This window comes from Rhizobium sp. IY2 (assembly GCF_047532935.1).
GTDB lineage: Bacteria > Pseudomonadota > Alphaproteobacteria > Rhizobiales > Rhizobiaceae > Rhizobium > Rhizobium anhuiense.
Map to the genome: position 1 here is coordinate 1,642,677 of NZ_JBLKNU010000001.1, position 26,403 is coordinate 1,669,079.

A 26,403-nucleotide genomic window follows, 5' to 3' on the forward strand; every position below is an offset into this window, starting at 1 on the left:
ACAGTGGCACTTTTCGCCGGTAGGCCCCTTGTACGACAACAATCCACAGGCTGAGACGCCTAAAATCTGCTGGTTCGGGACCGAATCGCATGAGGCAGCAGTAAAAAAGACGCACCCCGCAGAGGGCGCGTCTTTGAAATAACTTACCAAAATGGGTCGGGGAAATTTACCCGGCTTCGCTCACCCTGGAAAGAGCGGTCGTCAGGCTGCCGATCTGACCCTTCAGTTCCTCAAGGCGCTCGCGTTCGGCCTCGACCACTTCGGGATTGGCATTGGCGACGAACTTCTCGTTGGAGAGCTTGCCGTCGATCCGGGAGATCTCGCCTTCCATCTTGGCAATCGCCTTTTCGAGCCGAGCCTTTTCGGCGGAAAGGTCGATCAGCTTGCCGAGCGGCAGGCAGATGGTGGCCTCGGCGACAACGATCTGTGCGGCACCCTTCGGCGCGTCCTCCGCCAGCGATATCGCCTCGACGCGCGCAAGCCGCTTGATGGCCGCGTCGTGGCGGAACAGCCTTTCACGCGTCAGGCTGTTGGCCTTGACGACGACGAGCGGGGCTGTCGCCGACGGCGGCACGTTCATTTCAGCGCGCACCGAGCGGATGCCGGAGACGAGGTCGATCAGCCAGTTGATCTCGTCGGCGGCGCCGTCGTCGGCATAGGAGGGCGCAGGCCATTCGGCGTGGCAGACCAGTGTGTCGCGCTCTTTGCCATCGCCTGCGGTATGGGCCCAAAGCTCTTCGGTCATGAAGGGCATGAAGGGATGCAGCAGCTTGTAGATCTCTTCGAGAATATAGGCGCTGCAGGCCTGGGCTTCAGCCTTGGCGCCCTCGTCCTCGCCGTTGAAGACCGGCTTCAAGAGTTCGAGATACCAGTCGCAGACCTCGTTCCAGACGAAGCGATAGAGCGCACCGGCGGCATCGTTGAAGCGGAAGGCTTCGAGTGCTTCCGTAACGTCACGTTCCGTACGGGCAAGTTCCGTCAGGATCCAGCGGTTGATGGTGAGCTCGGCCGCCTCCGGCACGAAATGCGGATCGCTCTTCGCCCCGTTCATCTCGGCAAAACGCGTGGCGTTCCAGAGCTTGGTGCCGAAATTACGGTAGCCGGCGATGCGGGCCGGATCGAGTTTCACGTCGCGGCCCTGCGCGGCCATGATCGCCAAGGTGAAGCGCAGCGCGTCGGCGCCGTATTCGTCGATCAGTTCCAGGGGATCGATGACGTTGCCCTTCGACTTCGACATCTTCTGCCCGTTCTTGTCGCGCACCAGCGCGTGGACATAGACGGTCTGGAAGGGCTCGACGGGCTGCCCGTCCTCGTCCTTCATGAAGTGCAGGCCCATCATCATCATGCGGGCGACCCAGAAGAAGATGATGTCGAAACCGGTGACGAGAACGTTGGTCGGGTAATAACGTGCCAGCTCCGGCGTCTCGTCCGGCCAGCCGAGCGTCGAGAAGGGCCAGAGCGCGGAGGAGAACCATGTGTCGAGCACGTCCTCGTCCCGCGTCAGGATCTCGCCCGGCTTGAAGTTTTCGAGCAGGTCCTCGACATAGGCCTTCATCGGCCCCTCATGCGAGAGGTAATGCTGGATCGCCGCCTGCAGCGCCTCTTCCTCGGTCTTTTCGACGAAGACCTGGCCGTCCGGGCCATACCAAGCGGGAATCTGGTGACCCCACCAGAGCTGACGGGAGACGCACCAGGGCTGGATGTTTTCCATCCATTCGTAATAGGTCTTGTCCCAGCTCTTCGGCACCATCCTGGTGCGGCCTTCGCGGACCGAGGCGATCGCCGGCTCGGCGAGCGTCTTGGCATCGACATACCATTGTTCGGTCAGCCGCGGCTCGATCGGCACGCCGCCGCGGTCGCCATGCGGGACCATGTGCTTGTGTGGCTCGATCTTGTCGAGAAGGCCGGCCTCTTCGAAAATCTCGACGATGACCTTGCGCGCATAGAAACGGTCCTGCCCTTCCAGGCGATCCCAGGCGCCATGCAGCGCCGCCGGATTGTCGAGGCCTTCGAGAAAATCCTCATTGTCCTTGATGGTGATCGTGCCGTCGATATTCAGGATGTTGATCGCGCGCAGGCCAGCCCGTTTGCCGACGTCGAAGTCGTTGAAGTCATGCGCAGGCGTGATCTTGACGGCACCGGTACCGGCGGTCGGATCGGCGTAGCCGTCAGCAACGACCGGAATGCGGCGGCCGACGATCGGCAAGATGACGTGCTTGCCGATGATCGACTTGTAACGCTCGTCCTCCGGATTGACGGCAACACCGGTATCACCCAGCATCGTCTCCGGTCGCGTGGTCGCAACGACCATATAGTCGCGCGTTTCCCATTCGGTCGGCTTGCCTTCCTCGTCGAAAGCGATCGGGTACTGGTAGGTAACGCCCGGCTCCAGCGGATAACGAAGATGCCAGAGATTGCCCTTGATCTCGTGCTGTTCGACTTCAAGGTCGGAGATCGCCGTCAGGAGCTTCGGATCCCAGTTGACCAGACGCTTGTCCTTGTAGATCAGCCCCTCCTTGTAGAGCGTGACGAAAACCTCGAGAACGGCCTTCGACAGGCCCTCGTCCATGGTGAAACGTTCGCGCGACCAGTCGCAGGACGCACCCAGACGTTTCAGCTGGTTGAAGATCAGTCCGCCCGATTCGGCCTTCCATTCCCAGACCTTGTCGATGAAGGCGTCGCGGCCCATGTCGCGGCGGCCCGGCAGCTGCTGTTCCATCAGCTTGCGCTCGACGACCATTTGCGTGGCGATGCCGGCATGGTCCATGCCCGGCTGCCAGAGCACGTCCTTGCCGCGCATGCGCTCGAAGCGGACCAGGATATCCTGCAGCGTATTGTTCAGCGCATGGCCCATATGCAGCGAACCGGTGACATTCGGCGGCGGGATCACGATGGTGAAGGTCTCGGCCCCGGGCTTGGCGTTCGCGCCGGCGCGGAAAGCGTCCGCCTCATCCCATTTCGCGGCGATTTTTGGTTCGACGGCAGCGGAATCATAGGTCTTGTCGAGCATTTTCTGACCAATTTCGAGGTTCGAGGATGGAGGTTGTAAATAGGATGGCCACGGGCAAGTCAATAAAAAAGCCGCCCCGGAGACCGGAGCGGCTTTTCAGGAAAAAGCAATCCGATCAGCGGCGCGGGCCGCGTGCCACGCGCTCAATTTCTTCGCGCACCAACCGCTCGACCAGTGTCGGCAAATTGTCATCAAGCCATTCGCGCAGCATCGGGCGCAGCATGTCCTCGGCGATTTCGTCCAGTGAACGGCGTTCAGCACCGTCGATCGCGGCGGCGAGCTCCTCGAAGGAACGGCTGATCTGCAGGCCGGCATCTTCCGAAAGCAGCGCCGGCTGGACCTCGTCCATAACGCTCGGCAGGAAACGCTCGACCGACGACTGAGCAGGCTCCATAGCCGGCGGCGCTGTTTCGACGGCAGGCGCCGGCTCGGCGACGGCCACCCCAGGCGCTTCCGTCAGCACCGGCTCGGCCGGCTGCTGGATCGGAGCATGCTGAGCAGGCGCTGCGGCAGCCGGGAAAAAGGGCTGTGAGGGTTGCGGTTGGGGTTGTGGCGCCACGGCGCGCGGCGGCTCCGGTATTGCGGCCGGCTGCGGTTCGGGCTGACGGAAGCCGCTCGGAATTTCGCGCAGTGCCTGACCGGCCTGCACGGCGCTGCGCTCGGAGGCAGCGCGCACGCGGGCGGCGACATCGGCAAGCGACAGCGCGCGGGCCGGCACTTCCGCTTCGGGGGTGCCGGCCGAATTGGCGGCGACAAAACGCGGATCGGAAGAGCGCATGACCGGTTCGGGGAATTCCACACCGGCATAGGTGTCGTCGACCGTCAAATGGATTTCGGAGCTGTTCTCATCCTCGTCGGCGCCGTAGACCGGCGGCAGGGATGGGGAAATCGCCTTGCCGGCGCCGGGCTCATTGCTTTCGATAATCTGGCGGATGGAGGCCAGAATTTCTTCCATGGACGGTTCACGCGCTACACTTGGCTGAGCCATATCTATCCCCGTTATTCCAAAACAACGACCGGATGGTGTGGAGCATTCATCCGAATCACCACGACCTTAGAATACCCCAGGCGGGAAAAAAATCATCGCGAATCAAATGAATGCGGCCATGCACAGTTTTGTTACCCAATGTTTGCCACCCGCAAAGCCTGCCGTGATTTTGTGGCGGCGTCAGGATAAATTATGTTTGTGAAGGCTTTCCAGCGGCGCTCATAAAAAACGGGCGCCGATGGCGCCCGTCGTTGAATTTCGTCGACAAGAACGATGTCAGAAAACGAATTCGCGCGCCTTGGCGAAACCCGGCAGCGGCTTGACCGAGGCATTGAAGAAGACGTTTTCCGAAACCGCGCCGCGTTCGGCGACGAAGACCTTGGCGCGGGCGGCATTGCCGTAACCCTCGACCGTGATCAGGCGGCCACCATCGCGCAGTTGACCGAGAAGGGCTGCTGGAACTTCCTCGACGGCGCCGTTGACGAAAATCAGATCATAGGGAGCGCCGGCAGCGTAACCTTTTTCGAGCGGGCCGGTGACGACCTCGACTTTGGCATAGTCGGCAAGCTTGGCCTTCGCCTCGGCGGCCAGCGTCTCGTCGCATTCGAGCGCGATGACGGAGCCGGCAACCATCGACAGCAGCGCCGAGGTGTAACCTGTGCCGCAACCGACTTCGAGGACGAAATCATCCTTGGTGATCGCGGCGAGCTGCAGCAGCTTGGCGAGCGGCGACGCCTCCATCAGGAATCGGGCCGGCTTTCCCGGTGCGGCGGCTGATATTTCGACATCGTTGTCGATATAGGCCAGCAGCTTCGCCTTCTCAGGCACGAAAGCCTCACGCGGCACCGTGAGAAGCGCCATCAGCACGGAATGGGAGGTAACGTCCGTGGTGCGAACCTGAGTTTCGACCATCTTTACGCGCGCTGCTTCGAAATCCATCATGTCCTCTCGCTCTTTGAAAAGCGGTTCCTGTCCTTCGTCTCTTAATCCCCGCCACGGATGCTTTCAAGGCTTGGCAGCCGCCGGCGAAAAGAATCCGGCAGACGCCTCTTCCGCGCCACAGGAGACGGAGTGGACGCTGCAACTCCAGCGTGGAAGCTTCTGCCCCTTCATGATATGATCTGCAACGGAGGAAATGGGAGGAGCAGGCCATGTCTGCGATTTTCGAATATTTCACGCTGTTCGATTTCTTCATCCTCGCAGCGCTTGTCGGCATATTCTGCTGCGGGCTGCTGGACGGCGAAACGACCTGGAGGCGATAGCGCGCCGAACTACGCTCGGCGATCTCCCCCGCATCGCGTCTGCGGCAACCTCAGCTGGCGGACGCAGTTTTGACATGCGCTCCATTCCACTTGAAATAGCGGCGCGACCGCAGGTGCGCGCATTTTTCCAACAGTTCCAACCCTTTGCGACCGCACGCACATTAACGTTACGTCAACCATTTTGTTGCAGCGCCCTCACCTTCCGCTATGGGTGCGCGCATGCAAAGCTTCCTGATCCAATCGCGCGGTATAGAAGCGCTTCACTACAACGCTGATGCCCGGCTGTTGCTGATCAAATACAGCAGCGGCGACATTCGCAGTTTCACCCGCATTTCGCCGCAGGGCATGCGACGGCTGCTCGGCGACGGCCCGGAAATCGATGACCGGTCTGAATTGAGCGATCTGCAATATCAGGCGGAAATCCGCAAAGGCGGCCTGAAGGCGCTCTACCGCCTCACCGGAATCAATCCGTCACAGTTCGATTTTTCGCCTGGCCAGCGGGTCTGGTAGCATTTGCGCCTGAAGCGCCCATCGTTTGGGCGCATTCAGACGGGTTTGTCATGTGGGAAGATGTTGGAGGCCTCGCCCGGAATTGAACCGGGGTACAAGGATTTGCAGTCCTCTGCGTCACCACTCCGCCACGAGGCCTCACGCGCTCGTTATCTGAGCCGTGGCGAGCGTTTAGAATGATCGTAAGGAAATCGCAAGAGGGCATTTCGGAAAAACGCCATTCCACCTCTACCGAAAAGGGCATTTTCCGATCCCGGAACGGCACGGGTGCAGGCTGGAATTTCCATGACCGTCGCGATGCCCCATTTCCTGCCAATGATTGCATTTGAAACAAATTGGCAGCTTGACTTCGATCGCCGTCCAGGCCTCAATTATCCTCGGGAGGGTAAGGAGCTGCGATGGATTGGGCTGCCCTCAAATCTAAGCATATGCATGCCGCATACGATGCCGAAACCAGGGATCTCCATGTAAAGTTTCCCGGTTCTACGCCGGTGAAACACGCGAATATCCCACCGCACGTCTATCGGAACCTGCTGGAAACGGATGATCCGCACTTCTATTATAAATATTATATAGCGCCGTCTCGCGTATCACAGGGCCGTCGACAACCGGTCTCCGTGGCATCTTACACCATGAAGCTCGTCCTCCTCCTTGCCGCCTGCAGCCTGTTGATGGCGACCAGCCTCGACCCTGACCATGGCGGAGTTTTCGAGGAAAGCGAACTCAGATCCAACTAGACCCGAATTTGCATAGGCGGCACGCCCAGTTCCATCACAGGGCCGGCGGCAAGGCGGTTGGCTGTGGGAGCGAAATTGTCGCTTCTGTTCTGAGAACGATAACGACGATTGTTCCGGTCGCGGTCATTGTCCCCATTGCGCTCGTTGCGACCGTTGAAATTGCGATAGTTGCGAGGTCCGCTATAGCCACCCTGGCCATGATCGACCACGCAGCCTTCGGGCCGGCGGCAGATGCCGCGGGCGTCGAAACCGCCGCTGTCGACACTCTGGGCCTCGGCGGGAGCGCCGGAGAGCATGCTCGCCGCGGACAGGACAACCACAAAAAATAGCTTCATTTCGTCACCTGGGCCATTGTGGCGCACTTACACTTCATAAACCACAAATGCGAAAAGCGCTCCACCGTTCCACGGAACCCTTCACAGGGGCGGCCGTCAGCCAGCCGGTTTCCCCCGCCTGTGCCACCAGACCGCCAGCCGACGCCGAAGCCGGCGCGCAAACGGCAGATCGTGCGAGAGCACGATGAAGCCAAGCGGCAGCATCCAGAAGCCGAGGATCGGCAGGAAGCCCAGAAACCCGCACAAGATGAGAGCTACGCCGAGCCCCATCCGCGCGATGCGCGAGCGCGGCAAGCCGATGCTGAAGGAGCCGAGCACAAGCCTGCCGCTGGCATGATCGATGCCGAAGCGCCTTGCCCGCGCCTCGCGCTTTTCGCCGCCCCTCGTCTCTCTGCGATCATTCCCTTTTGTCATTCCCCAGAGATGGGCGCAGGCAACCCAAATACAAGTTCATTTCATTTTTTTGAAAAAACCGCTTGGCAAATCGGGAAAGCGTTTGTATTAGCCCACTCACACCGCGCCAAGCAGTGATCCCTGGTAGCTCAGCGGTAGAGCATTCGACTGTTAATCGACAGGTCGCCGGTTCGAATCCGGCCCGGGGAGCCATTTTTTTCAAGCAAACGCCTGTTTCGTTGATAAATCCGAAATCAGGCGTTTTCTTCCCCCTCGGCGGACAACGCGCTTTTTGCGACGGGTAGTCATTCGCTGGCCAACCAACCGCCGGCGGTGTAAAGCAAACTCCATGGCGTTAGATCCCGAAAAAGCATTTTTAGATTACAGTGCGGCGGACTGCAGTGTGCAGTTCTGGACCGCCAACGCACCGGCCGTGCAATTCACATCTTTGGAAGCCGCCGTCAGGTTCGCAAAAGACCATGGCGGCAGGTGGGAAGAGATTGAGATAACAGTCCATCTGCCGCGCGAGGACATCGCGTTCGCTACCGGAAAAGTGCATCAACTCATTGACGCTTTGCCAGGTGATCTCCGGAAAAAACGGTAATGGGATGGATGGGCCGTCGAAGGACAATCCGGCGCGGCCAGCCTCTGGATCTGCCACAAGCTCTCGTGCCGTTCATCGTCCGCAATCCAGTCGGCGTCAAATCGGTCGAGTTCTCCGATCGCCATGGCGATAGGAATCGGAATAGGCGGCGCATTCGGCCCGATACTGTTCGATGACGCTGCGATCGGCGCTGCCGTTGCGGCTGTCACTAAACGGAATGACCGCTTACGCAGCACCTCTCTCGCAAGCGACAAAGAGGCGGCTATCTCTAATAGCTACACGAACGGCCGTCACCGGGACGGAAGCCGTCCGCACAGGCCCGGTTCATTGAATCGCCCGACTGATATCCTGATGCCGTGCCATATGAATTCGGCGGCGTCGAGCAGGCCGAGGCCATGACGGCAAGACTGATTGCGCCGGCTGCGACAAATGCCCGAAATCTGTTCATCGATGCTTCTCCCGTTTAGGCCGTGACCGAGCGATGAAAGCCGCTGCTCTCCCTTCCAGATCACCTTTCGCCTGAAGATATAGGGGCGCTGCCCGGCTTGCGTTAGTTCCGAATGCGGAAGATTCTTGTCGCTTCCTATCAGCATCGTCGATGACCAAGCCGACCGGGAACAAAGACCGTGGTTCAAAGTTGAGTGGCATCAACCACGTAACGTCAGGTTCTGACAGGAGGTCTTTCATGGGTCGCGGTATTTTGCTTTGGCTGCTTGGTGTTCCACTGCCGATCATCATCCTTCTTGCTCTGTTTATGCGATAGGAACAGATCATGTCGGTTTCAATGACAGGTGCCGGAGAGATTGCTACTCCGGTCGAATCCTCCAAATCCGCCATGGCATGGGGGCCTATCTTCGGCGGCGCCGCTGCGGCCATCGGAGTGACCCTCATTCTGTTGCTGCTTGGATCCGGGGTCGGGTTGACGATGGTGTCGCCCTGGTCGGGGCAAAGCAGTTCGCTCGGCACCGTGGGGGTCACGGCAGCGATCTGGCTCGTTGTCGTGCAATGGCTCTCCTCCGGGCTCGGCGGCTATATCACCGGGCGGCTGCGAACCAAGTGGGCGGCCGTCCACACTGACGAGGTGTTCTTCCGTGACACGGCGCATGGCTTCATAAGCTGGGCGCTGGCGACGATCTTCGTCGCCGGATTTCTCGCCTCGTCGCTGACTTCGCTTGCCGGTGCGGGCGCACAAGCCGTAAGTTCGGCCGCCACTGCCGCCGGTACGGCAGCATCGTCGACTTCATCGCCTGTCGATCTCTCCACCGCCTATTTTACCGACGCATTGCTGCGTCCTGAACAGGCCCGAGCAGGCGCGACATCCGATGATACTGCGGCAACGGCTGAGGTCTCCCGTATTCTCCTCAACGGTGCCGCCGCCGGCCAGATCCCGGATGACGACAAGGCCTATCTTGCCACAATCGTCGCTGCGCGCACCAGCCTTTCCGAAGCCGATGCACGCACCCGCGTCGACGCCGTCCTGAAGCGCATCGAAGACGCCAAGGTCGCTGCCCAGAAAGCCGCCGATGAGGCACGCAAGGCGGCCTCCACAACGGCCTTGCTCGGCTCGTTGTCACTTCTGATCGGGGCTTTCATCGCCGCGGCCGCCGCAGCTTTCGGCGGATCGCAACGCGACGAAGAGGAAGATCTTATCGTTACCTCCCGAACCTAGGGACGGACGAAACGGGGACGCGAGGTCGAAAGGCTCCGCGTCCCATTTTTATCTGGGGCTATCCCTGCCTCGTGTGGCTGGTTATCGGCCGCAGTGAAGCGGCTTCTCTCCTCAGTGGCGGTTTATTTCGCATCAAGCGGAACATGTGGCCGTTGTGGAGCTTCGGTTAGGTCACCCTTTCCGGAGAATATAGATGGCCAAGAACACGTCCAAAACCTCGCCCTCGGACAATGCAACGATCCATGATCAGAAGCTGCACCGCGGCGCAGGCGGCGAGCTTCATCAGTTTGCCGAAGACGGCAAGCCTGTGCTGACCACCGCTCAAGGCGGCCCCGTGTCCGACGATCAGAATACGCTTCGCGTCGGCGCCCGCGGCCCTGCCCTCATCGATGACTTCCACTTCCGCGAGAAGATCTTTCATTTCGACCACGAGCGCATCCCCGAACGGGTCGTCCATGCCCGCGGTTACGGCGCCCATGGCTACTTCGAAACATACGAATCCCTGGCCGCCTATACCCGGGCCGATCTTTTCCAGCGGCCCGGCGAAAAAACACCGGCTTTCGTGCGGTTTTCGACCGTCGCCGGCAGCAAGGGTTCGTTTGATCTGGCGCGCGACGTGCGCGGTTTTGCTGTGAAGATCTACACCCAGCAGGGAAATTGGGATCTGGTCGGCAATAATATCCCGGTCTTCTTTATTCAGGATGCAATCAAGTTTCCCGACATCATCCATTCGGTAAAGCCGGAGCCCGACAAGGAATTTCCGCAGGCGCAGTCGGCGCATGACAATTTCTGGGATTTCATCACGCTGACGCCCGAAAGCATGCACATGATCATGTGGGTGATGTCGGACCGCGCCATTCCACGATCCTTCCGCTTCATGGAGGGTTTCGGCGTCCATACCTTCCGCTTCGTCAATGCAGCGGATGAGTCGACCTTCGTCAAATTTCATTGGAAACCGAAACTCGGTCTGCAGTCCGTCGCCTGGAACGAAGCAGTCAAGATCAATGGTGCCGATCCGGATTTCCATCGCCGCGACCTCTGGCAGTCGATCCAGTCGGGAGCCTTCCCGGAATGGGAACTCTGCGTGCAGCTCTTCGATCAGGACTTCGCCGACACGTTCGACTTCGACATCCTCGATCCAACGAAGATCATTCCGGAGGAGATCCTTCCGGTCAAAGCGATCGGCCGTCTCGTTCTCGACCGAATGCCGGAGAACTTTTTTGCGGAGACCGAACAGGTCGCCTTCATGACGCAGAATGTTCCTCCCGGCATCGACTTCAGCAACGATCCGCTTCTGCAGGGACGGAACTTCTCCTATCTCGACACGCAGCTGAAACGTCTGGGTGGTCCGAATTTCACACATCTGCCGATCAACGCGCCGAAGTGTCCCTTCCACAATTTTCAGCAGGATGGCCATATGGCGATGCGCAATCCTGTCGGGCGCGTCAATTACCAGCCGAACTCCTGGAATCAGGGGCCACGGGAATCGCCGGTGCAGGGCTATCGCCACTTCCCCGCCGAGGAACAGGGTCCCAAGGTTCGGCTGCGACCGGAAAGCTTTGCCGATCATTACAGCCAGGCCCGGCAGTTCTACATCAGCCAGACCCCGCCGGAGCAACGCCATATTGCCGCGGCGCTGATCTTCGAACTGAGCAAGGTCGAAACGCCGGTCATTCGCGAGCGCATGGTCTCGCATCTGATGAACATCGATGAGACTCTGGCCAGCAAGGTCGGCCACGCCCTCGGATTCAAGTCGATGCCGAAGCCTGCCGACGCGGCCATGCCGACCCGGCAGGATCTCGAGCCGTCGCCGGCGCTCAGCATTTTCGAGCGCGGCCCGGGTCGGTTCGAAGGACGCAAGCTCGGCATTCTTGTCAGCGACGGCAGCGATGCCGCTGTCTTCAAGGCGCTGCTTGCCGAGATCACCGAGCAGAAGGCAACATTCGAAGTGATCGCGCCGAAGATCGGCGGCGTGACGCTCTCGGACGGCAATTGGATCGAGGCGCATCAGATGATCGACGGCGGACCTTCGGTGCTTTACGACGCCGTCGCCCTCCTCCCCTCGGCCGAGGGAACCGGCGATCTGCTGAAGGAGGCAACGGCCCGCGATTTCGTGGCGGATGCCTTCGTGCACTGCAAGTTCATCGGCTATGTGGAGACAGCGCTGCCGCTGATGCAAAAAGCCGGCATTGCCGATTCTCTGGATGAGGGCGTGATTGCACTCGGAGCGGCGAAGGATGTCAGCGCCTTTATCAAGGCGCTTGGCAAACTGCGGGTCTGGGGTCGGGAGCCATCGGTCAAATTGAATTGACCGTCTCGTCGTCATGTTCGTAACGTAAAACCCGTGGAAACGCGGGTTTTAGGTCGTTTGCAGCGTCTATTTATCAGCCCGGGCGATGGAAGCTGTCCCGATCTGCTCTATTTTCCTTTTACGCGCTGTGGAGAGCCGTATGCACTGGCGCTTTCGACAGATCTCTGACTTGGCCGTCTCATGGGCAGGGCATCGTGTGGTCCCGGTCATGCTGATCGCGTTCATAGCTCTATGGGCGGCAGTGGGTCTCAGCATTTCCTTCCCACGGCAGTGGTTTCTGCTGACCAACATGCTCGGGACACTCACGATATTTTTCATTTTGCTGCTGGTGCAGCACTCCCAGAATCGGGACATGATGGCACTCCATGCCAAGCTCGATGAGTTGATCCGCTCAAGCAAGGCAGGAAACCACTGGATTGCGGCTGAGAAGAACGACGCCGACGCAATCGAGGGAATGCGCCAGCAACATCACGGCCAAATCTCAGAGAGCGCGAATTAGGCGGACGCTGCCTCTGCGGCAGATTTCTCATCCGCTTTTTCCTCGACGCATTCTGCCTTTTCGGCAAGGGTCTTGCTCATTTCCCTGAGTTCGCCCTCCTCCAGCTTTTCGATACCGACAAATTTGTTGGCGGCCTGGCTCGTCAGGATGAGTTCGTCAAGCTTGGCCTGCAAAGCCTTTCCGTCACGGTTCTGGCTGTTTTGCAACACAAACACCATCAGGAATGTTATGATGGTCGTGGTGGTATTGATGACAAGCTGCCAGGTTTCAGAATAGCCGAAAAACGGGCCCGACACCGCCCAGACGAACACAAGCGCCAGAGCCGCGACAAAGGTGAACGGCTTTCCCGAGAGGTCGGCGACGGCAGTTGCAAAGGAAGAGAAGAAGTTGGGTTTGTTCGACATCTGAAAAGCCTCGTTCGATCGCAGCATCAGTGCTGTCAATCGACAACATCAACTCCATATCCAGGCCGAAGTTCCTCGCGCCGCCGAGGCCGATCAAGTTGGGCGGCCGTCTTTGCTGTGCCAGCAAGCTGCCATCGAATTGGCAGCCTTCACAAGTCGAGCCGCCGCCATGAAAAAGCCGGCCCTGGTGAAGGCCGGCTTTCCAAAACTATTCGCAGAAGATCAGATACGCGGGCCGGTCGAATACCGGCCACGTTCGGCATCCACTTCGGCCGGTGTATAGGGGTCGAGCGTATCGTCGAAGCGCTCCCAGCCGTTTTTGGTATAGGATGCGCGCCGCTCGGCAATGTCGACACTTTCGGAGCGGTCGAGAATCGCTCTGGCCGCCATGGCCCTATCATCCTCGACGCGGGCTGTGACCAGCGAGCCGCCGCGACGGACGCCTTCGGCGTAGACGTGGGCGTCTTCTTCGGGCACACCCGATTTGACGAGCGCGCCAACCACGCCGCCTGCGGCCCCTCCGACGACTGCGCCGGCAGTTGCTCCGGCCAGCGTTGCGACCAGCCATCCCGCGGCAACGACAGGGCCGACACCCGGAATGGCGATCATGCCAAGACCCGTGAGCAGACCGCCGGCACCGCCTGCGAGAGCGCCGATCCCGGCGCCGGTGCCGGCGCCTTCGGCAGCGTTACTGCCCTGCCCCTCGACGGTGCGGCCATCGCCGGTATTCGAAACGATGCTGATTTCCTTCGATGCAATGCCGGCGGCTTCGAGCTCACCAACGGCCGACTTCGCAGCTTCGTAGTTGTCGAACAGTCCTGTTACAGTCTTCATAATGTTATCCTTCGATGTTGAGGAAAGGCGCGGCCGTCACTTGACGACGATGTTGCCCTGGTAATCGAGTGCCACCTGCACCTGCTTGGCATCCTTGGTCGCGGACGCACGCCACACGCCCTGATCGTCAAGCTTGAGACCGGTGACGGCGCTGTAGCCCGCATCCTCAAGCCGCGACTTGGCCTGGTCTTCGGTGAAACTGTTCTTGCCTTGGACAGGCGCGCCCGGGTTGTTGGTATCGGGCGTCGCCACAGCCGGCGTTTCCTGGCTTGTCGTCGGTGTCTGGCTCTGGGCGAGCGAAACGGTGGCCGCCATCAGGAAGGCAGCCGTTGTCAGTAGAATCTTTTTCATTGGTTTCCTCGCGTTCATATCTTCATGGGGAAGATTGCCGCTGATAACCCGGTGCAAGCGGGTATGTTCCCTCGTTTTGCTAAAAGAAAATAAGATATCTGAATAACTTAGCGGGTGCGCTCCTCAGAAGAGCGCGCCCGCCCTTGGAAAGGCTGCCGTTCCAAAAATAAACATTGTGCAGTGCAGCAACCTTTCGTAGGCTGAAGCGTTTAGTCAGGCATCACCGCCATCCCGGCTGCTGATTGGCGGAGAGTTTCATGAGATCTATGTCAGACACCCTTGCACGCCTTGCTGCGCTGCGAGGAACACTTCGCACTCAACCCACGCAGGGCAACTCCGATCTCGTCGCCTTGGACGCGTTTGGCACAAACCCGGGTGCCTTGGGGGGCTACACCTATTTGCCGTCGAAGCGCGGGAAAAACTTGGCCCTGGTCGTTGTCCTGCACGGCTGCACCCAGACTGCCGCCGGCTATGATAGAGGATCCGGGTGGTCGCGATTGGCCGAGGACTATGGCTTCGCGCTGTTGTTTCCCGAGCAGCAAAGGGCAAACAATCCAAACCTCTGCTTCAACTGGTTCAACCCGGAGGATATTCGCCGGGATTATGGCGAGGTCTTTTCCATTCGCCAGATGATCGCAAAGGTCGTTGCGGAACATGGTATTGACGGCAGACGTGTGTTTGTGACGGGGCTGTCGGCCGGCGGCGCCATGGCCGCCGCCATGCTCGCCACCTATCCCGAGGTTTTTGCCGGCGGCGCGATCATCGCAGGCCTGCCATATGCAAGTGCCGCGACCATTCCCGAAGCGTTCGACCGGATGCGCGGTCAAGGTGGCCCGACTGGCAAAGAGCTTGAACTGCGGTTGAGAAACGCTTCAAAACACAAAGGCCCGTGGCCGACATTGTCACTCTGGCAGGGGACCGCAGACAGAACCGTCGCCGCATCCAACGCGAATGCGATCATCGAGCAATGGAGACATGTCCACGGCGTCGGCGCATCGCCGGCGCGCATCGAAGATATCGGACAACATCAGCGGCAGGTCTGGACCGATCCGCACGGTAGCGAGGTGATCGAACTCTATACGATTGCCGGCATGGGTCACGGCACGCCTCTCGATGTCGGCACCGGCTACGGGGCAAGCGGCCCCTTCATGCTTGACGTAGGAATTTCCTCGACTGTCGAAATTGCCAGGTCCTGGGGTCTCGTTCCCTCGTTTGAGAAACGGCGCGACGCGAGGCCCTCAGCTGCTCAACCGGAAAATACCCCGGATCCATTCGGCGCGGGCAGCGACCGTGGCGGTATTCAGAAGGTCATTGAAGATGCCCTCCGGTCCGCCGGGTTGCTGCGCTAGGTATCGATGAGGGTTCCACGACATGTCGCTAATTAAAGTGGAGATTTGTAGACAAGATTAAATACGCGGAATAGGAATGGCGCTCATCGCATATGCCTATACGGGGAGACACCATGGTTCCGCTTTCGCTTGTTATCGCAACTGCTTGCCGCCGCCGCACGGCGGCAGCCCTTGCCGCCGTGCTTTTTGCACCGGCAGCTTTTGCCGAAGAGATCGTCTTCAAGGATCAGGGGAACCGCGAGGTACGGCTGGCAAAAGCGGCCGAGCGCGTCGTCTCGATCGTCATCCCGATGGCGTCCACCGTCATTGCGCTGGATGGCAGCACCAGGAGGCTCGTCGGCATGAACCCGACGGCGAAGAGCGCCGTGGTCGAAGGGATTCTCGGAAAGATCTTCCCCGAAGCCAAGGATATTCCCTCCGACGTGACGGCGCCGAATTTCGTACCGAATGTCGAGGCGCTGACCGCCGCCAATCCCGACCTCGTGATCCAGTGGGGCGATCGCGGCGCCGATATCGTCGCACCGATCACCAATGCCGGCCTCACCACGATGCTGATCCTCTACGGCACGGAAGAGCTGACCCGCGACTATATGACCATGGCTTCGAAGGCGATCGGCAAGCCCGAGCGGATCGGCGAACTGGTGGAATGGCGCGACCGCGTCCAGAAGGATATCGAAGCCAAGGCGACCGTTATTCCCGATGACAAGAGGCCGAACGTTCTCTATCTCGGCCGCGCGCTGTCCGATATCAGCGCATCGGGCACCAAGGGCAATTACAATGCCTGGTCCATCGCGCTTGCGGGCGGGAAAAACGCCTCTGCCGAACTCAACGGCACGGTCTCGGTGAACAAGGAACAGATCGCGCAATGGAACCCCGACGTCATCTTCCTCAATGCTTTTGAGGCCAAGCTGAACGTCGACTGGGTCTATAAGGATCCGATCCTGTCCCTGACCAATGCCGCCAAATCCAAGCGGGTCTACAAGATGCCGCTCGGCGGCTATCGCTGGGATCCGCCGAACCAGGAATCACCGTTGTCCTGGATGTGGACCGCCAACCTGCTCCATCCCGATATCTTCAGATACGATCTGCGGGCGGAAATGAAGACGGCCTACAAGACGCTTTACAACTACGACCTGACCGACGGCGATATCGACAATATCCTTTGGCTGAAGGATCAGGGCGCCTCCGCCGACTACGCGCAGTTCGAGGCTAGGTAATGTCATGACGACGATGACGCAGGACGAGGCGGTGCCCGCTGCCCGCCGAATCCACCTCGCCAGGCAGACGCTGATTTTCGCCTTGCTGCTGGCGCTGCTGGTGATTGCCTTCACCGTCAGCCTCTGCGTCGGGCGGTTCTCGGTGCCGCCAGGACGTGCGCTGGAGCTGATCTGGCAGGGGATCAGCGATCCGTCGCGGGAGCTTGCCGGGATCGACGAACGCATCGTCTTGCTGGTGCGGGCGCCGCGCGTGGTGCTGGCCGCACTTGCCGGCGCCGGGCTCGCCATCTCGGGCGCCGGCCTTCAGGGTGTGTTTCGAAATCCCCTGGTCTCGCCCGACATATTGGGCATATCCCAGGGTGCAGCCTTTGGCGGCGCCCTGGCGATCATGCTCGGTATCTGGGGATTTCCGCTGATCGCCATGGTGTTTTTCTGCGGCATGGCGGCCGTCATCCTGGTGGGACTGCTCTCGCGCATCAACGGCCGGTCGGAAACGGTGACCGTGATCCTGTCGGGACTGGTCATCAGTTCGATGTTCTCGGCGGTCGTCTCGCTGCTGCAATTCATCGCCGATCCCAACACATCCCTTCCCGCCATCGTCTACTGGCTGATGGGATCGTTTGCGACCGCCACCTGGGAACGCACGTTGGTGGCGGCACCGGGCCTCATCCTCGGAAGCTGCTTCCTGTGGATGCTCCGTTTCCGGCTCAACATCCTGTCGCTCGACGAGGCCGAGGCCCGCAGCCTCGGCGCCAATACGACACGCGAGAGATGGCTGGTCTTCTGCCTCATCGCCGTCATCGTCGGCAGCCAGGTCGCGGTCTCCGGCATCATCGGCTGGATCGGCATCGTCATTCCCCACGCCGCCCGCCTGCTGGTCGGTCATGATCACCGCGCGCTGCTGCCGGCGGCCGCCGTGCTCGGCGCAGGGTTCATGGTCTGCATCGATACGCTCGCCCGCGCGGCGACGGCGGCGGAGATCCCGCTCGGCGTCATTACCGCCCTCGTCGGCGCGCCGATCTTCGCAACGCTGCTGCGTCATCACTATCGGGAAAGGACGGGATCATGATCGGCTTGACGGATGCGGTCGTCAGGTTCGGGACGCGCACCATTCTCGACCGTCTCAGTTTCTCGGTTGCCGTCGGGCGGTCGCTCGCCATTCTCGGCCCCAACGGGCGCGGCAAGACGACGACGCTGAAAGCACTGCTCGGTTTTCAACGGCTGGACGAAGGCAGCCGCGTCGCGCCCGCCATTGTCGGTTATGTCCCGCAGACCGGAAGCAGCAACCAGCGCTACCGCGCCATCGATGTCACCGTCATGGGACGGGCAGCGCATCTCGGCCTCTTCGGACAGCCGGGACCTGATGATTTCGAGATTGCCCATGCCGCGCTCGAGCGGGCGGGCGCTGCCCGCTTTGCCGATCATTTCTTCGACCGGCTTTCCGGCGGCGAACGGCAGCTCGTGCTTCTGGCACGGGCGCTCGCCACCGGCTCGCAGGCGATCGTCCTCGATGAGCCGGCAGCGGCACTCGACCTTCGCAACCAGGAGCGGCTGCTCGACCTGCTCAAGAGCCTTCGCGAGCCGCGCGACAAGGCGATCGCCTTCACCACACATGATCCGAACCATGCGCTCGCGGCCGCCGACGACGCACTGCTGATGATGCCTGATGGTCAATCGCTGTTCGGCCCGGTCGCGGAGACGATCACGCCGGACCATCTGGAACGGCTCTACGGGGTGCCGATGCGGGTTGTCGAGCTTGTCGGTCCGGCAGGCGAAAGACATCAGGCGGTCCTGCCCGCCTTTGCAGGAATTCGCGCCGCATGACCATTCTTCTCATCCAGTCGCACTATCAGGACCCCTTCACCCTGAGCGCGCCGGCTTTCGCGGAGGCAACCGCGCAGGGCAAGCTGATGACGGTACGCGAGACGGAGCTTGCGGAGGCGCATTTTGCCGCCGCAAGCGGCCTGATCACCACCATCCATCTCGATCAGATCGGCTTTCTCAAATATGCCTCGGCGGTGGCGTCCTTCCTCGATCGCGGCGGCCGGTGGATCTTCAACGGCCATATGCTCCGGCCGATCCTGCCGGAACTCGGCGTCTATATTCCCATGCCGCAGCCGAAGCGGTCAGACTTCGCCCAAATCAGGCGCTTCGATCATCCGGTCTTTGCCGGCATCGATCAGAGGATGCTGGAAACGAACCGCGGCGTCGCCGGGTTCTATGGCCGGGGACACAATCCGATGCCATCAGGCGCCGTCGCGATCAATACATTGGGACCGGCTGCGGTGCCCATCGACTGGATCTGGGCGCGGCCGGCGGGCGGAGAGATATTGTCGCATGCCGGCAACGAATTCTGGGGTTGCGGAGACGACCCCGACATCCAGAAGCATCTGGCCGGCCGCGCCATCGCCTGGCTGGCGGGGGAACTGAACCGATGAGCGTGCTCGCGATCCATCCTGGCGCCTACTACCATATCGAGACGCTGGAAGCGCCGCGTTACCGGCATTATTTCGACAGCCTGGTGCGGCCGGAGGACCTGCCCTCGGTCGAACTCGGCAAACACCAGGTGCTGTTCATTCCCTGCCGCACACCGGCGGACCGGTTGGCGCCGCATGCGGCCCAGCTGCGCGACTATCTCGATCAGGGCGGCACGATCGTCGCGACCGGCGAGACGGCCTGGCAGGCGTTCCTGCCTGCTATCCATTTCACGCCTCAGCCGACGAACTGGTGGTGGTGGCTGACCGAGGGCGCCGATCTCGGCGTCAGGATCGCCTCCCCGCACCATTCACTGTTCGAACATCTCGGGCAGGACGACCTGACCTGGCATCTTCACGGCTGGTTCGATCCACCCGAGGGCGTCGAGGTTCTTGCGGTGAATGAGGAAGGCAAGCCGATCCTCTATGTGGACGAGGTCACGACGGCGGGGCGCATGGTGATCACCAGCCTCGACCCCTGCTTCCACCACGGATCGCATTTCATGCCGGCGACGACGCGTTTCCTGGATGGTTTTCTTCCCTGGATGCGCCGGGAATTGGACAAAGGAAGATCGAGATGAACGAAGCGAAGATCGAAGTTCTCGAAGACGGCAAGCCGCTTGCCTACGGCTTTGCCGATATCATGCACTATCACGGCTTTGGTTTTCCCGGCGGTGTCGCCCATGCCTTCAAGGTGATGGAGCGCGCCTTTCCGCTGCTCAGCGTCGATGGACCACCGGAGCGCCGCGAAATCTCGATCCGCACGGCCTTTCGCGGTCCCGGCGGGCGTGACGCCTTTGAAATGGTGACGCGTGCGCTGACGGAAGGACGCTATAGCGTCGACCCCTCGCTCGACCGGACGGAGCGCGGCGACATCCTCGCTCGCTACGTCTTCGAACTCAGCTATCGCGGACGAACCGTCACCCTGCAATTGCGTGACGGCCATGTCCGCGAGGAGTTCATCACGCTCGGCCGCAAGACCAACCGGACGCCCGCGGAAGAGGAGCGCCTCGCCTGGCTCAAGCAGGAGATGGCCGACCGGTTGCTGGCGCTGCCGCCAGAGGCAGTTTACGAAGAGGCAACGGCCCGCTTTTGATGGCTGAGGACGAGTTCGTTCTGGACATCCTCCTGAAACCACATTACCCGCTGACGGACGTCGCTCTCCGGTATCCCGGCCGCCAGAAGCTGATCGGCAAGCCTGCGGCATTCGGCCTTCCAGAATTCCAGCGCATCCGCGCCATGCCGTCGGCCGAGTTCGCGGGCGCAACGCTCGATATTGGCAGTTCCGGTTCCGGAGGGGAAAGCAATCACCCTGCCTTCACTGGAAGCGGCGGGGCGGTGGGTCATTTCATCAGCCATCGAACACAGGTTCCCTTGATCCTGTTCGTTATCTAAGGGACTATGGTTAATGCTTTCTATTGCTGCAGTCAGAAGATCAATCAGGTGGATTTTTGGCGCTCCGCAATGTCACCAGACAATCGGATGGGTCTTGCCTGTGAGCACGTTCACGAACCCCTCCGGCGCCAGCTCCGACGGCGCGACCAGGACCCAGCGCCAGGGTGAGCAGGTAAGCGTTGCAAACGACAGGCGTTCGGGAAAGCCCGGCCACCATCGAGGCGAAAAGGTCGGCTCGTACATCCAGTCGATCCCGGCACCGGCCGCATAAAGAGCCTGCATCTCCGCATCGAGCGCTTCGGCCGAACGGGCCGTCATCAGGCCGCCGACCTCGTAGCGGACGCGGGCGAGAATCTTGCCGCCGGATACCAGCGCCCAGCCGCCCTGCTGCTCGTTCAGGGCATTGACGGCCAGCGCCATCGCCTCGTCCGACGAACCGACCGTCCAGATATTGTGCTTGTCGTGCCCGAGCGTGGAGGCGAGCGCCGTCTCCGGCGTGCGCGGTCCGGTGCCCAGCCAGAACATCCTGGAGATCTTGGCCTCCCCGGAAAACCGGTCGACAATCGAGAACTTGGTAACATTGCGCGCGGGATCCCGCTGCACGAGGCCATCTTCCACCGGCAATTCCATGGTGATGAAATTGTCGTGCCAGTGAAACGGCCGCAAAAGTGCTGCGTTGACCGTGGCCCGGTTCGGCGGCGCCTCGATGCGGAAATCGTCTGCCGTGACCGTCCTGTCTATGGTCACGGTGCGCGTCGCCCATTGCGGCCAGTCGATTTCCGGGCGCACGCCAATGAAGGTCGCACCCTCGGACACAGAACGCCCGTCCGCCCACACCTTTTCGATCGACAGGCTGCCGACGTCGCTGAGAAGAACGATATCGGCGAAGCGGCCCGGTGCGATCGATCCGACCCACGGCGTCAGCCGCATATGGCGCGCCGGATTGAGGGTGACGCATTGGATGGCGATCTCCGGCGCAAGGCCGTTTTCGATGGCGAGGCGGACATTGTGGTCGGTCGCACCGATTTTCAGCGTGTCCGAGGCGCTGCGGTCGTCGGTCACCAGGGCGATCTGCGACCAGTCCGTCAGTCCCTTGTCGATCAGGCCGCGGATGACCTCCGGCAGGGAATGCGGCCTGAGCTCGATGAATAGACCGTGGAGGAGCTTCTGCCAGATCTCATCGAGAAACCAGCCTTCGTGATCGGAGGCGAGACCCGCCGCGGCAAAGGCGTTGATCGAGGCCATGTCGCGCAGTCCGGCACCATGGCCTTCGACGACGCCGCGCTGCTCGAAGGTGGCGCCGATCATGCCCCACAGCCTGTTGTAGGAAGGATTGCCGGGATCGGATATGGACGGCCAATCCATGACCTCGTCGAGCCCGGCGACCATCAGGCTTTCGGACAGGAAGGCCTTCTGTTCGTCGTAACCGAACCAGCCGCCACCCCACTCGTAGGCGGTCGGCGGCACGGCGGAGCCAGGCAGGGGAAAGATTTTCATCGGCGATCCGCGCCGGCGCGCTTCCAGCCAGAATTCCAGGTTGCGGGCGCCGTTGACGTTGGAAAATTCGTGGCTCGCCTCACACGTCCAGGTCACGCCATGCGGCATTACCAGCGCCGCCTCCCATTCGGGCGTCAGATGGGAGCTTTCGATATGTTTGTGTGCCTCGCCGAAGCCCGGCACGGCCGCAAGGTCCGGCTCGGAAAAGCGCTCGTTCACCTCGCCAACATAACTGCCGGCAGGACCGACATAGGCGATACGGCGGCCCTTGATGACGATCTCCTGATCGTCGAGCCATGTCCTGGTGTGGACATCGAGCAATCTGCCGACGCGCAGCAGCCTGTCGGCGGGCCGGCGTCCGAGCGCCGCCAGCACAAGATCCTGGCGCGTCCGAACCTCGTCGGACGCATTGATCAGCAAGTCATCAGGAAGTGCGGTGCGCGAGGTAACCATGAATGAAATGCCCGTGAGACGCTGGAACCGCCGCGGACCGTAAAGACCACGCGCGAATGTGTAAAGCGCTGGCGCAACACGTTTTGCGATCAACAACAAGACGTCATCAACCGAGAGCTACTGATGGTTCGATCTTGGAAAATTCCCCAAGCAAGTACGCATTTGCCCAAGTATTGAGCTTGCGAGCCGATCGATCAAAAAATAGTATCCCTCAAATCCAAGGGGCATGATCCCGATTATCAACGCCGTTTTCACAGAAGGATATTGCTCATGAAGGCCAGACGTTTCGCCCGAATCCTGTCTCTTGCGCTGCTTGCCGCCGCCGGCGGCACCGCTGCGGCCCATGCGCAATCGAAGACGCTGACCATCTCCTGGTGGGGCTATAACGGCGAGAAGATGAACGCCAACATCATCACGCCCTTCAAGAAGATCTGCGGCTGCGAGATCGTGTTCGAGACCGGCAACAACGCCGACCGGCTCAACAAGCTGAAACTGCGCGATGGCAAGGGCGTCGATGTCATCTACCTCACCGACAGCTTCTCGCAGCTCGGCATCGAACAGGGATTGTTCCAGGAGATCGATCCCTCGAAGATCCCCAACCTTGCGGATATCTACGAACTGGGCAAGGCGCCTCAGGGCAAATACGGCCCCGCCTATACGATCGGGCGCGTCGGCATCGTCTATGATTCCGCCAAGGTCAACCCGCCGATCACTGCCTGGGGCGACCTGTGGCGCGACGATCTGAAAAGCTCCGTCTCCCTGCCCGGCATCACCACCACCGCCGGCCCGCTGGTCGTTCTGGAAGCCGGCAAGCATGGCGGCGCGGATGCCTATGAGGACACCGACAAGGCCTTCTCGGAAATCGAGGCGCTGAAGCCCAATGTCGTCAAGAACTACAACACCGGCTCGGAACTGGTAAACCTGATATCGACAGGCGAAGTGCGCGTTGCGCTGGCCCAGGACTTTACCCTGGCATCGATGCAGGCGGCCGTTCCGACGATGACATGGGCCAAGCTCAAGGACGGCGACATCGCCACGCTGAATACGGTGAACATCCCGAAGGGTTCGGAAAATGTCGAACTGGCGCATCAGTTCATCAACTTCATTCTGTCCAAGGACGTCCAGCAAGCTGAAGCCGAACAAGGCGTCGATGCGCCGATCTCGACCAAGGTCAGCCTGACTCCGGATCAGGCGAAGATCTGGACCTATGGCGCGGATATGGTCGCGAGCCTCACCCGCATCGACTATGCCAAGATGAATGCCGCCAAGGCCGACTGGATCGACCGCTGGAACGAAGTCTTCGCTCAGTAAGCTGCCGGTATCCCGGCCCGAGGCCGGTTTATTGCCGGGCCTCGGTCAGACCTGGAAGCGCCGCACATCCGAGTCCGAGATGCGGCGCTCCCGATATCAGGACATGCCACGAGTTTTGAGATGAAGCATTTTGCCAGATGGGGATTGACGATGCCGGCGACGATTGCCGTCGTTGCGCTTCTCATCGTTCCCGTCGCCATCACCATCGCGGCGACGTTTGCGGAACCGAAGGGCGTGTTTGCGCCCTATGTGACATTCTTCAGCAGCGGCTTTCGCCGGGCGGTTCTTTACCGAACGCTGGAGATCGCTCTGATCACCACCGCGATCTCCCTCACCGTGGGTTTCATCACCGCCTATGTGATCGCCCAAATGCCCGGCCGCGCGAAGAGTATCATGATCATCGCAGCGGTTTTTCCACTGCTGACAGGTGTCGTCGTCCGATCCTTCGCATGGCTGATTATTCTCGGGAAGAACGGCATCCTCAACACCATGCTGATCTCGACCGGTATGCTCAGTGAGCCGCTTTCGATGCTCTATACCGAAGGCTCGGTGATCGTCGCCATGGTCTATCTCTTCGTTCCCCTGATGATCCTGACGCTCGTCGGCGTGCTTGAGGGCATCCCGCGCGATCTGATCGATGCATCCGCTTCGCTCGGCGCCAGACCGCTGATGACATTCCTTCAGGTGATCCTGCCGCTGGCGACACCCGGCCTCATCGTCGGCGCCGTGCTGGTGTTCACCGGCAGCTTCACCTCTTATGCGACACCGCAACTGCTCGGCGGAGAAAAGCAGATGATGATGGGGACCTTCCTCTACCAGCGCGCCATGGTCACCTTCGATTGGGTGGGTGCATCGACGATCGCCGCCATCATGGTGGTGCTGACGCTCGGCGTCGTCCTCATCATGAGCCGCGTTGCACGCCGGCTCAATCCGATGGCGGTGTGATGGACAGGCGCGTTCACCCGATCCTCGCCGCCTTCGCGGCCTGCGTTTTCTTCTTCCTGCTCGCACCGCTGGTCATCATCGTCGGTGCGGCCTTCAGCGACACGACCTATCTGACCTTCCCGCCGCAGGGCCTGACATTGCGCTGGTTCGTCAATATCTTCGAGATCGAGGCCTTCCGCACGACGGCGCTGACCAGCCTGCAGGTCGCCTTTCTCGGCACGGCGCTATCGCTGCTGATCGGCATCCCGGCCGCCTATGCGATCAACCGCTACCGGGTGGAATTGCCGCGCTGGCTTTCCACCATTTTCGTCCTGCCGATCCTGGTGCCGGAGATCGTCTTCGGATTCTCGCTGATGAAGTCGGTCACGATCGGCCTCGGGCTTCCGATCTTCATCAGCCTGCTGGTCGGTCATGCGCTGCTGATCCTGCCCTATTCGGTGCGGGTCGTCGGCGCCAGCCTGGCGGCCTTCGATTTTTCCGTCGAGGAGGCGGCGATCAGCCTGGGTTGCCCGCCGCTGAAAACCTTCCTGACCGTGGTCCTGCCGAATATCCGCGCCGGGGTCATTGCCGCCTTCATCCTCGCCTTCATCACCTCGATCAACGACGTGTCGGTGTCAGTCTTCCTGACCGGTCCTGGCATCTCGACGCTGCCGATCCAGATCCTTGCGCATATGGAACAGTTCTTCGATCCGACGATCGCCTCGGTATCGGTGCTGCTGATGTTCGTGACAGTCGGCGTCATGGCCGTCGTCGAGGCCACGCTCGGTCTCACCTTCCTGACAAAGTAGAACGCTCTTGACCGTATCCCTCACCATCGATTCCATCTCCGCCCATTACGGCAGCACTGAGGTTCTCAAGGACCTGTCGATCTCAGTCATGGCCGGGGAGCTGGTTTCCCTGCTCGGCTCCAGCGGCTGCGGCAAGACGACGACATTGCGCCTGGTGGCCGGTTTTCTGCAGCCGACCAGCGGCAGCATCAAGCTCGGCGAACGCGACCTCACCGGCCTTCCTGCGCATGCGCGCGACATTGGTCTGGTCTTTCAGAACTACGCGCTTTTTCCTCACCTGAGCGTGCAGGACAATGTCGCCTTCGGCCTGAGGCAGCGTCGTGTTCCCCAGCCGGAACGGACGAAGAGAACGATGGCCATGCTGGAGCGCGTCGGCCTTTCCGCCTTCGCCGACCGCCTGCCTTCGGCTCTCTCCGGCGGCCAGAAACAGCGCGTGGCGCTCGCCCGGGCACTGGTCATCGAGCCGCCGCTGCTGATGTTCGACGAGCCGCTTTCCAATCTCGATGCAAAGCTCAGGATCGACATGCGCGTCGAGATCAGGCAGCTCCAGCGCGCCAACGGCACGACATCGCTTTACGTCACCCACGACCAGGAAGAGGCATTCTCGATCTCCGACAGGGTGGCGATCATGAATGCCGGGCGCATCATGCAGCTCGATGCGCCGGAGGTGCTGTACCGCCAGCCGGCCAATGCCTTCGTCGCCCGGTTCGTCGGCTTCGAGAACCTGATCCGGATGAAGGTAACCGCGCGCAACGGAGCGATCGTGACCGCCGAAGCGACGGGCGGCGCACGGCTGCATCTGTCTCAGGATGAATTCGGGCCGATCAAGGACGACTTCGTGCTGGCCTGCCGCGCAGACGGCCTTGCCGTCAGCCGTGACGGCGATGGCATCGCCGCCGTGCTCGGCACCCGCACCTATCTCGGCCGGGCCTATCAGTATAAATGCGCGACATCGGCGGGAGAGATTACCGCCAATGGGGCTTTGTCCGACCCGCTGGAAACAGGGGCGTCCGCCGTGCTGATACCGCTTGCCGAGCAGTGCTGCATTCTCGACCCGGAAGATTGAG

At 60.9% G+C, this 26,403-nt stretch carries 27 protein-coding genes, 2 tRNA genes and 1 pseudogene; 18 read left to right on the forward strand and 12 right to left on the reverse strand.

The window, feature by feature from the left end; genetic code table 11:
* Positions 1–166: 166 nt before the first annotated feature.
* The 3 genes from ACMUVN_RS08110 to ACMUVN_RS08120 all read right to left on the reverse strand — a co-directional run bounded on the left by ACMUVN_RS08110 (position 167) and on the right by ACMUVN_RS08120 (position 4,940).
* Positions 167–3,010, reverse strand: a complete 2,844-nt coding sequence (locus ACMUVN_RS08110) for a valine--tRNA ligase (protein ID WP_047614767.1) — start codon at positions 3,008–3,010, stop codon at positions 167–169.
* Between the two features lie 115 nt (positions 3,011–3,125).
* Positions 3,126–3,998 carry a DUF2497 domain-containing protein gene (locus ACMUVN_RS08115; protein ID WP_063475453.1) on the reverse strand — a complete coding sequence of 291 codons (873 nt, stop codon included), beginning with the start codon at positions 3,996–3,998 and terminating at the stop codon, positions 3,126–3,128.
* 276 nt (positions 3,999–4,274) lie between these two features.
* The gene (locus ACMUVN_RS08120; RefSeq protein ID WP_414814985.1) at positions 4,275–4,940 is read right to left on the reverse strand and encodes a protein-L-isoaspartate O-methyltransferase family protein; all 666 of its coding nucleotides are present in this window, start codon (positions 4,938–4,940) and stop codon (positions 4,275–4,277) included.
* A 527-nt stretch (positions 4,941–5,467) separates the two neighbouring features.
* Between ACMUVN_RS08120 and ACMUVN_RS08125 the strand changes: the two genes are divergently transcribed.
* Positions 5,468–5,770: a hypothetical protein gene (locus ACMUVN_RS08125; RefSeq protein WP_097630882.1), complete on the forward strand. Its 303-nt coding sequence runs from the start codon at positions 5,468–5,470 to the stop codon at positions 5,768–5,770.
* A gap of 64 nt (positions 5,771–5,834) precedes the next feature.
* On the opposite strand, the gene ACMUVN_RS08130 is transcribed toward ACMUVN_RS08125, so the two are convergent.
* Positions 5,835–5,908 (reverse strand) — tRNA-Cys (locus tag ACMUVN_RS08130).
* 260 nt (positions 5,909–6,168) lie between these two features.
* On the opposite strand from ACMUVN_RS08130, the gene ACMUVN_RS08135 reads away from it, so the two are divergent.
* Positions 6,169–6,507, forward strand: coding sequence for a KTSC domain-containing protein (locus ACMUVN_RS08135; protein ID WP_097543836.1), 339 nt, complete (start codon positions 6,169–6,171; stop codon positions 6,505–6,507).
* On the opposite strand, the gene ACMUVN_RS08140 is transcribed toward ACMUVN_RS08135, so the two are convergent.
* Both ACMUVN_RS08140 and ACMUVN_RS08145 read right to left on the reverse strand, forming a co-directional pair.
* Positions 6,504–6,842 carry a hypothetical protein gene (locus tag ACMUVN_RS08140; protein WP_047614762.1) on the reverse strand — a complete coding sequence of 113 codons (339 nt, stop codon included), beginning with the start codon at positions 6,840–6,842 and terminating at the stop codon, positions 6,504–6,506. The two genes, ACMUVN_RS08135 and ACMUVN_RS08140, sit on opposite strands and share 4 nt — an antisense overlap.
* 96 nt (positions 6,843–6,938) lie before the next feature.
* Entirely contained in the window at positions 6,939–7,256 is a 318-nt protein-coding gene (locus tag ACMUVN_RS08145; RefSeq protein WP_047614760.1) for a hypothetical protein, read from the reverse strand.
* Positions 7,257–7,373: 117 nt separating this feature from the next.
* Between ACMUVN_RS08145 and ACMUVN_RS08150 the strand changes: the two genes are divergently transcribed.
* Positions 7,374–7,448, forward strand: a tRNA-Asn gene (locus ACMUVN_RS08150).
* Positions 7,449–7,584: 136 nt separating this feature from the next.
* Positions 7,585–7,839: a hypothetical protein gene (locus ACMUVN_RS08155; protein ID WP_017991185.1), complete on the forward strand. Its 255-nt coding sequence runs from the start codon at positions 7,585–7,587 to the stop codon at positions 7,837–7,839.
* A gap of 268 nt (positions 7,840–8,107) precedes the next feature.
* On the opposite strand, the gene ACMUVN_RS08160 is transcribed toward ACMUVN_RS08155, so the two are convergent.
* Positions 8,108–8,287, reverse strand: a complete 180-nt coding sequence (locus ACMUVN_RS08160; protein ID WP_097631459.1) for a hypothetical protein — start codon at positions 8,285–8,287, stop codon at positions 8,108–8,110.
* Between the two features lie 324 nt (positions 8,288–8,611).
* Here ACMUVN_RS08160 and ACMUVN_RS08165 point away from each other — a divergent pair, with 324 nt between their 5' ends.
* From ACMUVN_RS08165 to ACMUVN_RS08175, 3 genes are all read left to right on the forward strand, one after another.
* Complete coding sequence (locus ACMUVN_RS08165; protein WP_047614757.1) at positions 8,612–9,508, forward strand: membrane protein; 897 nt, start codon at positions 8,612–8,614, stop codon at positions 9,506–9,508.
* A 193-nt stretch (positions 9,509–9,701) separates the two neighbouring features.
* A complete protein-coding gene (locus ACMUVN_RS08170) occupies positions 9,702–11,819 on the forward strand; it encodes a catalase (RefSeq protein WP_414814986.1) in 2,118 nt (705 codons plus the stop codon).
* Positions 11,820–11,958: 139 nt separating this feature from the next.
* Positions 11,959–12,318 carry a low affinity iron permease family protein gene (locus ACMUVN_RS08175; protein WP_047614753.1) on the forward strand — a complete coding sequence of 120 codons (360 nt, stop codon included), beginning with the start codon at positions 11,959–11,961 and terminating at the stop codon, positions 12,316–12,318.
* Here the strand turns inward: ACMUVN_RS08175 and ACMUVN_RS08180 are convergent.
* From ACMUVN_RS08180 to ACMUVN_RS08190, 3 genes are all read right to left on the reverse strand, one after another.
* On the reverse strand, positions 12,315–12,722 hold the full coding sequence (locus tag ACMUVN_RS08180; RefSeq protein WP_047615366.1) for a low affinity iron permease family protein: 408 nt from the start codon (positions 12,720–12,722) through the stop codon (positions 12,315–12,317). The two genes, ACMUVN_RS08175 and ACMUVN_RS08180, sit on opposite strands and share 4 nt — an antisense overlap.
* Positions 12,723–12,944: 222 nt before the next feature.
* Complete coding sequence (locus ACMUVN_RS08185) at positions 12,945–13,556, reverse strand: general stress protein (RefSeq protein ID WP_097631419.1); 612 nt, start codon at positions 13,554–13,556, stop codon at positions 12,945–12,947.
* Between the two features lie 36 nt (positions 13,557–13,592).
* Positions 13,593–13,907: a PepSY domain-containing protein gene (locus ACMUVN_RS08190; protein ID WP_063475436.1), complete on the reverse strand. Its 315-nt coding sequence runs from the start codon at positions 13,905–13,907 to the stop codon at positions 13,593–13,595.
* Positions 13,908–14,164: 257 nt separating this feature from the next.
* On the opposite strand from ACMUVN_RS08190, the gene ACMUVN_RS08195 reads away from it, so the two are divergent.
* The 7 genes from ACMUVN_RS08195 to ACMUVN_RS08225 all read left to right on the forward strand — a co-directional run bounded on the left by ACMUVN_RS08195 (position 14,165) and on the right by ACMUVN_RS08225 (position 20,043).
* Positions 14,165–15,256 carry an alpha/beta hydrolase family esterase gene (locus tag ACMUVN_RS08195; RefSeq protein WP_097631420.1) on the forward strand — a complete coding sequence of 364 codons (1,092 nt, stop codon included), beginning with the start codon at positions 14,165–14,167 and terminating at the stop codon, positions 15,254–15,256.
* A 113-nt stretch (positions 15,257–15,369) separates the two neighbouring features.
* Positions 15,370–16,473 carry an ABC transporter substrate-binding protein gene (locus ACMUVN_RS08200; protein ID WP_206114747.1) on the forward strand — a complete coding sequence of 368 codons (1,104 nt, stop codon included), beginning with the start codon at positions 15,370–15,372 and terminating at the stop codon, positions 16,471–16,473.
* Positions 16,474–16,477: 4 nt separating this feature from the next.
* Positions 16,478–17,542 carry a FecCD family ABC transporter permease gene (locus tag ACMUVN_RS08205; protein ID WP_052213365.1) on the forward strand — a complete coding sequence of 355 codons (1,065 nt, stop codon included), beginning with the start codon at positions 16,478–16,480 and terminating at the stop codon, positions 17,540–17,542.
* Positions 17,539–18,297 carry an ABC transporter ATP-binding protein gene (locus ACMUVN_RS08210; RefSeq protein WP_097631422.1) on the forward strand — a complete coding sequence of 253 codons (759 nt, stop codon included), beginning with the start codon at positions 17,539–17,541 and terminating at the stop codon, positions 18,295–18,297. Before ACMUVN_RS08205 ends, ACMUVN_RS08210 begins: the two co-directional genes overlap by 4 nt.
* Positions 18,294–18,911, forward strand: coding sequence for a hypothetical protein (locus tag ACMUVN_RS08215; RefSeq protein ID WP_047614741.1), 618 nt, complete (start codon positions 18,294–18,296; stop codon positions 18,909–18,911). Before ACMUVN_RS08210 ends, ACMUVN_RS08215 begins: the two co-directional genes overlap by 4 nt.
* The gene (locus tag ACMUVN_RS08220; RefSeq protein WP_097543829.1) at positions 18,908–19,528 is read left to right on the forward strand and encodes a hypothetical protein; all 621 of its coding nucleotides are present in this window, start codon (positions 18,908–18,910) and stop codon (positions 19,526–19,528) included. The genes ACMUVN_RS08215 and ACMUVN_RS08220 overlap by 4 nt, the downstream gene beginning before the upstream one ends.
* Positions 19,525–20,043, forward strand: a complete 519-nt coding sequence (locus tag ACMUVN_RS08225; RefSeq protein ID WP_414814987.1) for a hypothetical protein — start codon at positions 19,525–19,527, stop codon at positions 20,041–20,043. The genes ACMUVN_RS08220 and ACMUVN_RS08225 overlap by 4 nt, the downstream gene beginning before the upstream one ends.
* Here ACMUVN_RS08225 and ACMUVN_RS08230 read toward each other — a convergent pair.
* Both ACMUVN_RS08230 and ACMUVN_RS08235 read right to left on the reverse strand, forming a co-directional pair.
* A complete protein-coding gene (locus tag ACMUVN_RS08230) occupies positions 20,016–20,306 on the reverse strand; it encodes a DUF6074 family protein (protein ID WP_080759889.1) in 291 nt (96 codons plus the stop codon). The two genes, ACMUVN_RS08225 and ACMUVN_RS08230, sit on opposite strands and share 28 nt — an antisense overlap.
* A gap of 108 nt (positions 20,307–20,414) precedes the next feature.
* Positions 20,415–22,490 (reverse strand): annotated as a pseudogene (locus ACMUVN_RS08235) (adenine deaminase).
* A gap of 72 nt (positions 22,491–22,562) precedes the next feature.
* Here ACMUVN_RS08235 and ACMUVN_RS08240 point away from each other — a divergent pair.
* The 4 genes from ACMUVN_RS08240 (at position 22,563) to ACMUVN_RS08255 (ending at position 26,402) form a co-directional block, all read left to right on the forward strand.
* Positions 22,563–23,603: an ABC transporter substrate-binding protein gene (locus ACMUVN_RS08240; protein ID WP_047614733.1), complete on the forward strand. Its 1,041-nt coding sequence runs from the start codon at positions 22,563–22,565 to the stop codon at positions 23,601–23,603.
* 120 nt (positions 23,604–23,723) lie between these two features.
* Complete coding sequence (locus ACMUVN_RS08245) at positions 23,724–24,548, forward strand: ABC transporter permease (RefSeq protein ID WP_097631425.1); 825 nt, start codon at positions 23,724–23,726, stop codon at positions 24,546–24,548.
* Positions 24,545–25,336: an ABC transporter permease gene (locus ACMUVN_RS08250; RefSeq protein WP_047614729.1), complete on the forward strand. Its 792-nt coding sequence runs from the start codon at positions 24,545–24,547 to the stop codon at positions 25,334–25,336. Before ACMUVN_RS08245 ends, ACMUVN_RS08250 begins: the two co-directional genes overlap by 4 nt.
* Before the next feature lie 7 nt (positions 25,337–25,343).
* The gene (locus ACMUVN_RS08255; protein WP_097631426.1) at positions 25,344–26,402 is read left to right on the forward strand and encodes an ABC transporter ATP-binding protein; all 1,059 of its coding nucleotides are present in this window, start codon (positions 25,344–25,346) and stop codon (positions 26,400–26,402) included.
* Position 26,403 lies beyond the last annotated feature (1 nt).

Coding starts and splice junctions, on each gene's coding strand:
- ACMUVN_RS08145 (WP_047614760.1), bottom strand. CDS start 7,256: ATGACAAAAGGGAATGATCGCAGAGAGACGAGGGGCGGCGAAAAGCGC.
- ACMUVN_RS08180 (WP_047615366.1), bottom strand. CDS start 12,722: ATGTCGAACAAACCCAACTTCTTCTCTTCCTTTGCAACTGCCGTCGCC.
- ACMUVN_RS08175 (WP_047614753.1), top strand. CDS start 11,959: ATGCACTGGCGCTTTCGACAGATCTCTGACTTGGCCGTCTCATGGGCA.
- ACMUVN_RS08110 (WP_047614767.1), bottom strand. CDS start 3,010: ATGCTCGACAAGACCTATGATTCCGCTGCCGTCGAACCAAAAATCGCC.
- ACMUVN_RS08240 (WP_047614733.1), top strand. CDS start 22,563: ATGAAGGCCAGACGTTTCGCCCGAATCCTGTCTCTTGCGCTGCTTGCC.
- ACMUVN_RS08245 (WP_097631425.1), top strand. CDS start 23,724: ATGAAGCATTTTGCCAGATGGGGATTGACGATGCCGGCGACGATTGCC.
- ACMUVN_RS08230 (WP_080759889.1), bottom strand. CDS start 20,306: ATGGCTGATGAAATGACCCACCGCCCCGCCGCTTCCAGTGAAGGCAGG.
- ACMUVN_RS08190 (WP_063475436.1), bottom strand. CDS start 13,907: ATGAAAAAGATTCTACTGACAACGGCTGCCTTCCTGATGGCGGCCACC.
- ACMUVN_RS08125 (WP_097630882.1), top strand. CDS start 5,468: ATGGGTGCGCGCATGCAAAGCTTCCTGATCCAATCGCGCGGTATAGAA.
- ACMUVN_RS08140 (WP_047614762.1), bottom strand. CDS start 6,842: ATGAAGCTATTTTTTGTGGTTGTCCTGTCCGCGGCGAGCATGCTCTCC.
- ACMUVN_RS08185 (WP_097631419.1), bottom strand. CDS start 13,556: ATGAAGACTGTAACAGGACTGTTCGACAACTACGAAGCTGCGAAGTCG.
- ACMUVN_RS08200 (WP_206114747.1), top strand. CDS start 15,370: ATGGTTCCGCTTTCGCTTGTTATCGCAACTGCTTGCCGCCGCCGCACG.
- ACMUVN_RS08210 (WP_097631422.1), top strand. CDS start 17,539: ATGATCGGCTTGACGGATGCGGTCGTCAGGTTCGGGACGCGCACCATT.
- ACMUVN_RS08120 (WP_414814985.1), bottom strand. CDS start 4,940: ATGATGGATTTCGAAGCAGCGCGCGTAAAGATGGTCGAAACTCAGGTT.
- ACMUVN_RS08165 (WP_047614757.1), top strand. CDS start 8,612: ATGTCGGTTTCAATGACAGGTGCCGGAGAGATTGCTACTCCGGTCGAA.
- ACMUVN_RS08160 (WP_097631459.1), bottom strand. CDS start 8,287: ATGAACAGATTTCGGGCATTTGTCGCAGCCGGCGCAATCAGTCTTGCC.
- ACMUVN_RS08215 (WP_047614741.1), top strand. CDS start 18,294: ATGACCATTCTTCTCATCCAGTCGCACTATCAGGACCCCTTCACCCTG.
- ACMUVN_RS08225 (WP_414814987.1), top strand. CDS start 19,525: ATGAACGAAGCGAAGATCGAAGTTCTCGAAGACGGCAAGCCGCTTGCC.
- ACMUVN_RS08135 (WP_097543836.1), top strand. CDS start 6,169: ATGGATTGGGCTGCCCTCAAATCTAAGCATATGCATGCCGCATACGAT.
- ACMUVN_RS08220 (WP_097543829.1), top strand. CDS start 18,908: ATGAGCGTGCTCGCGATCCATCCTGGCGCCTACTACCATATCGAGACG.
- ACMUVN_RS08115 (WP_063475453.1), bottom strand. CDS start 3,998: ATGGCTCAGCCAAGTGTAGCGCGTGAACCGTCCATGGAAGAAATTCTG.
- ACMUVN_RS08195 (WP_097631420.1), top strand. CDS start 14,165: ATGAGATCTATGTCAGACACCCTTGCACGCCTTGCTGCGCTGCGAGGA.
- ACMUVN_RS08155 (WP_017991185.1), top strand. CDS start 7,585: ATGGCGTTAGATCCCGAAAAAGCATTTTTAGATTACAGTGCGGCGGAC.
- ACMUVN_RS08205 (WP_052213365.1), top strand. CDS start 16,478: ATGACGACGATGACGCAGGACGAGGCGGTGCCCGCTGCCCGCCGAATC.
- ACMUVN_RS08170 (WP_414814986.1), top strand. CDS start 9,702: ATGGCCAAGAACACGTCCAAAACCTCGCCCTCGGACAATGCAACGATC.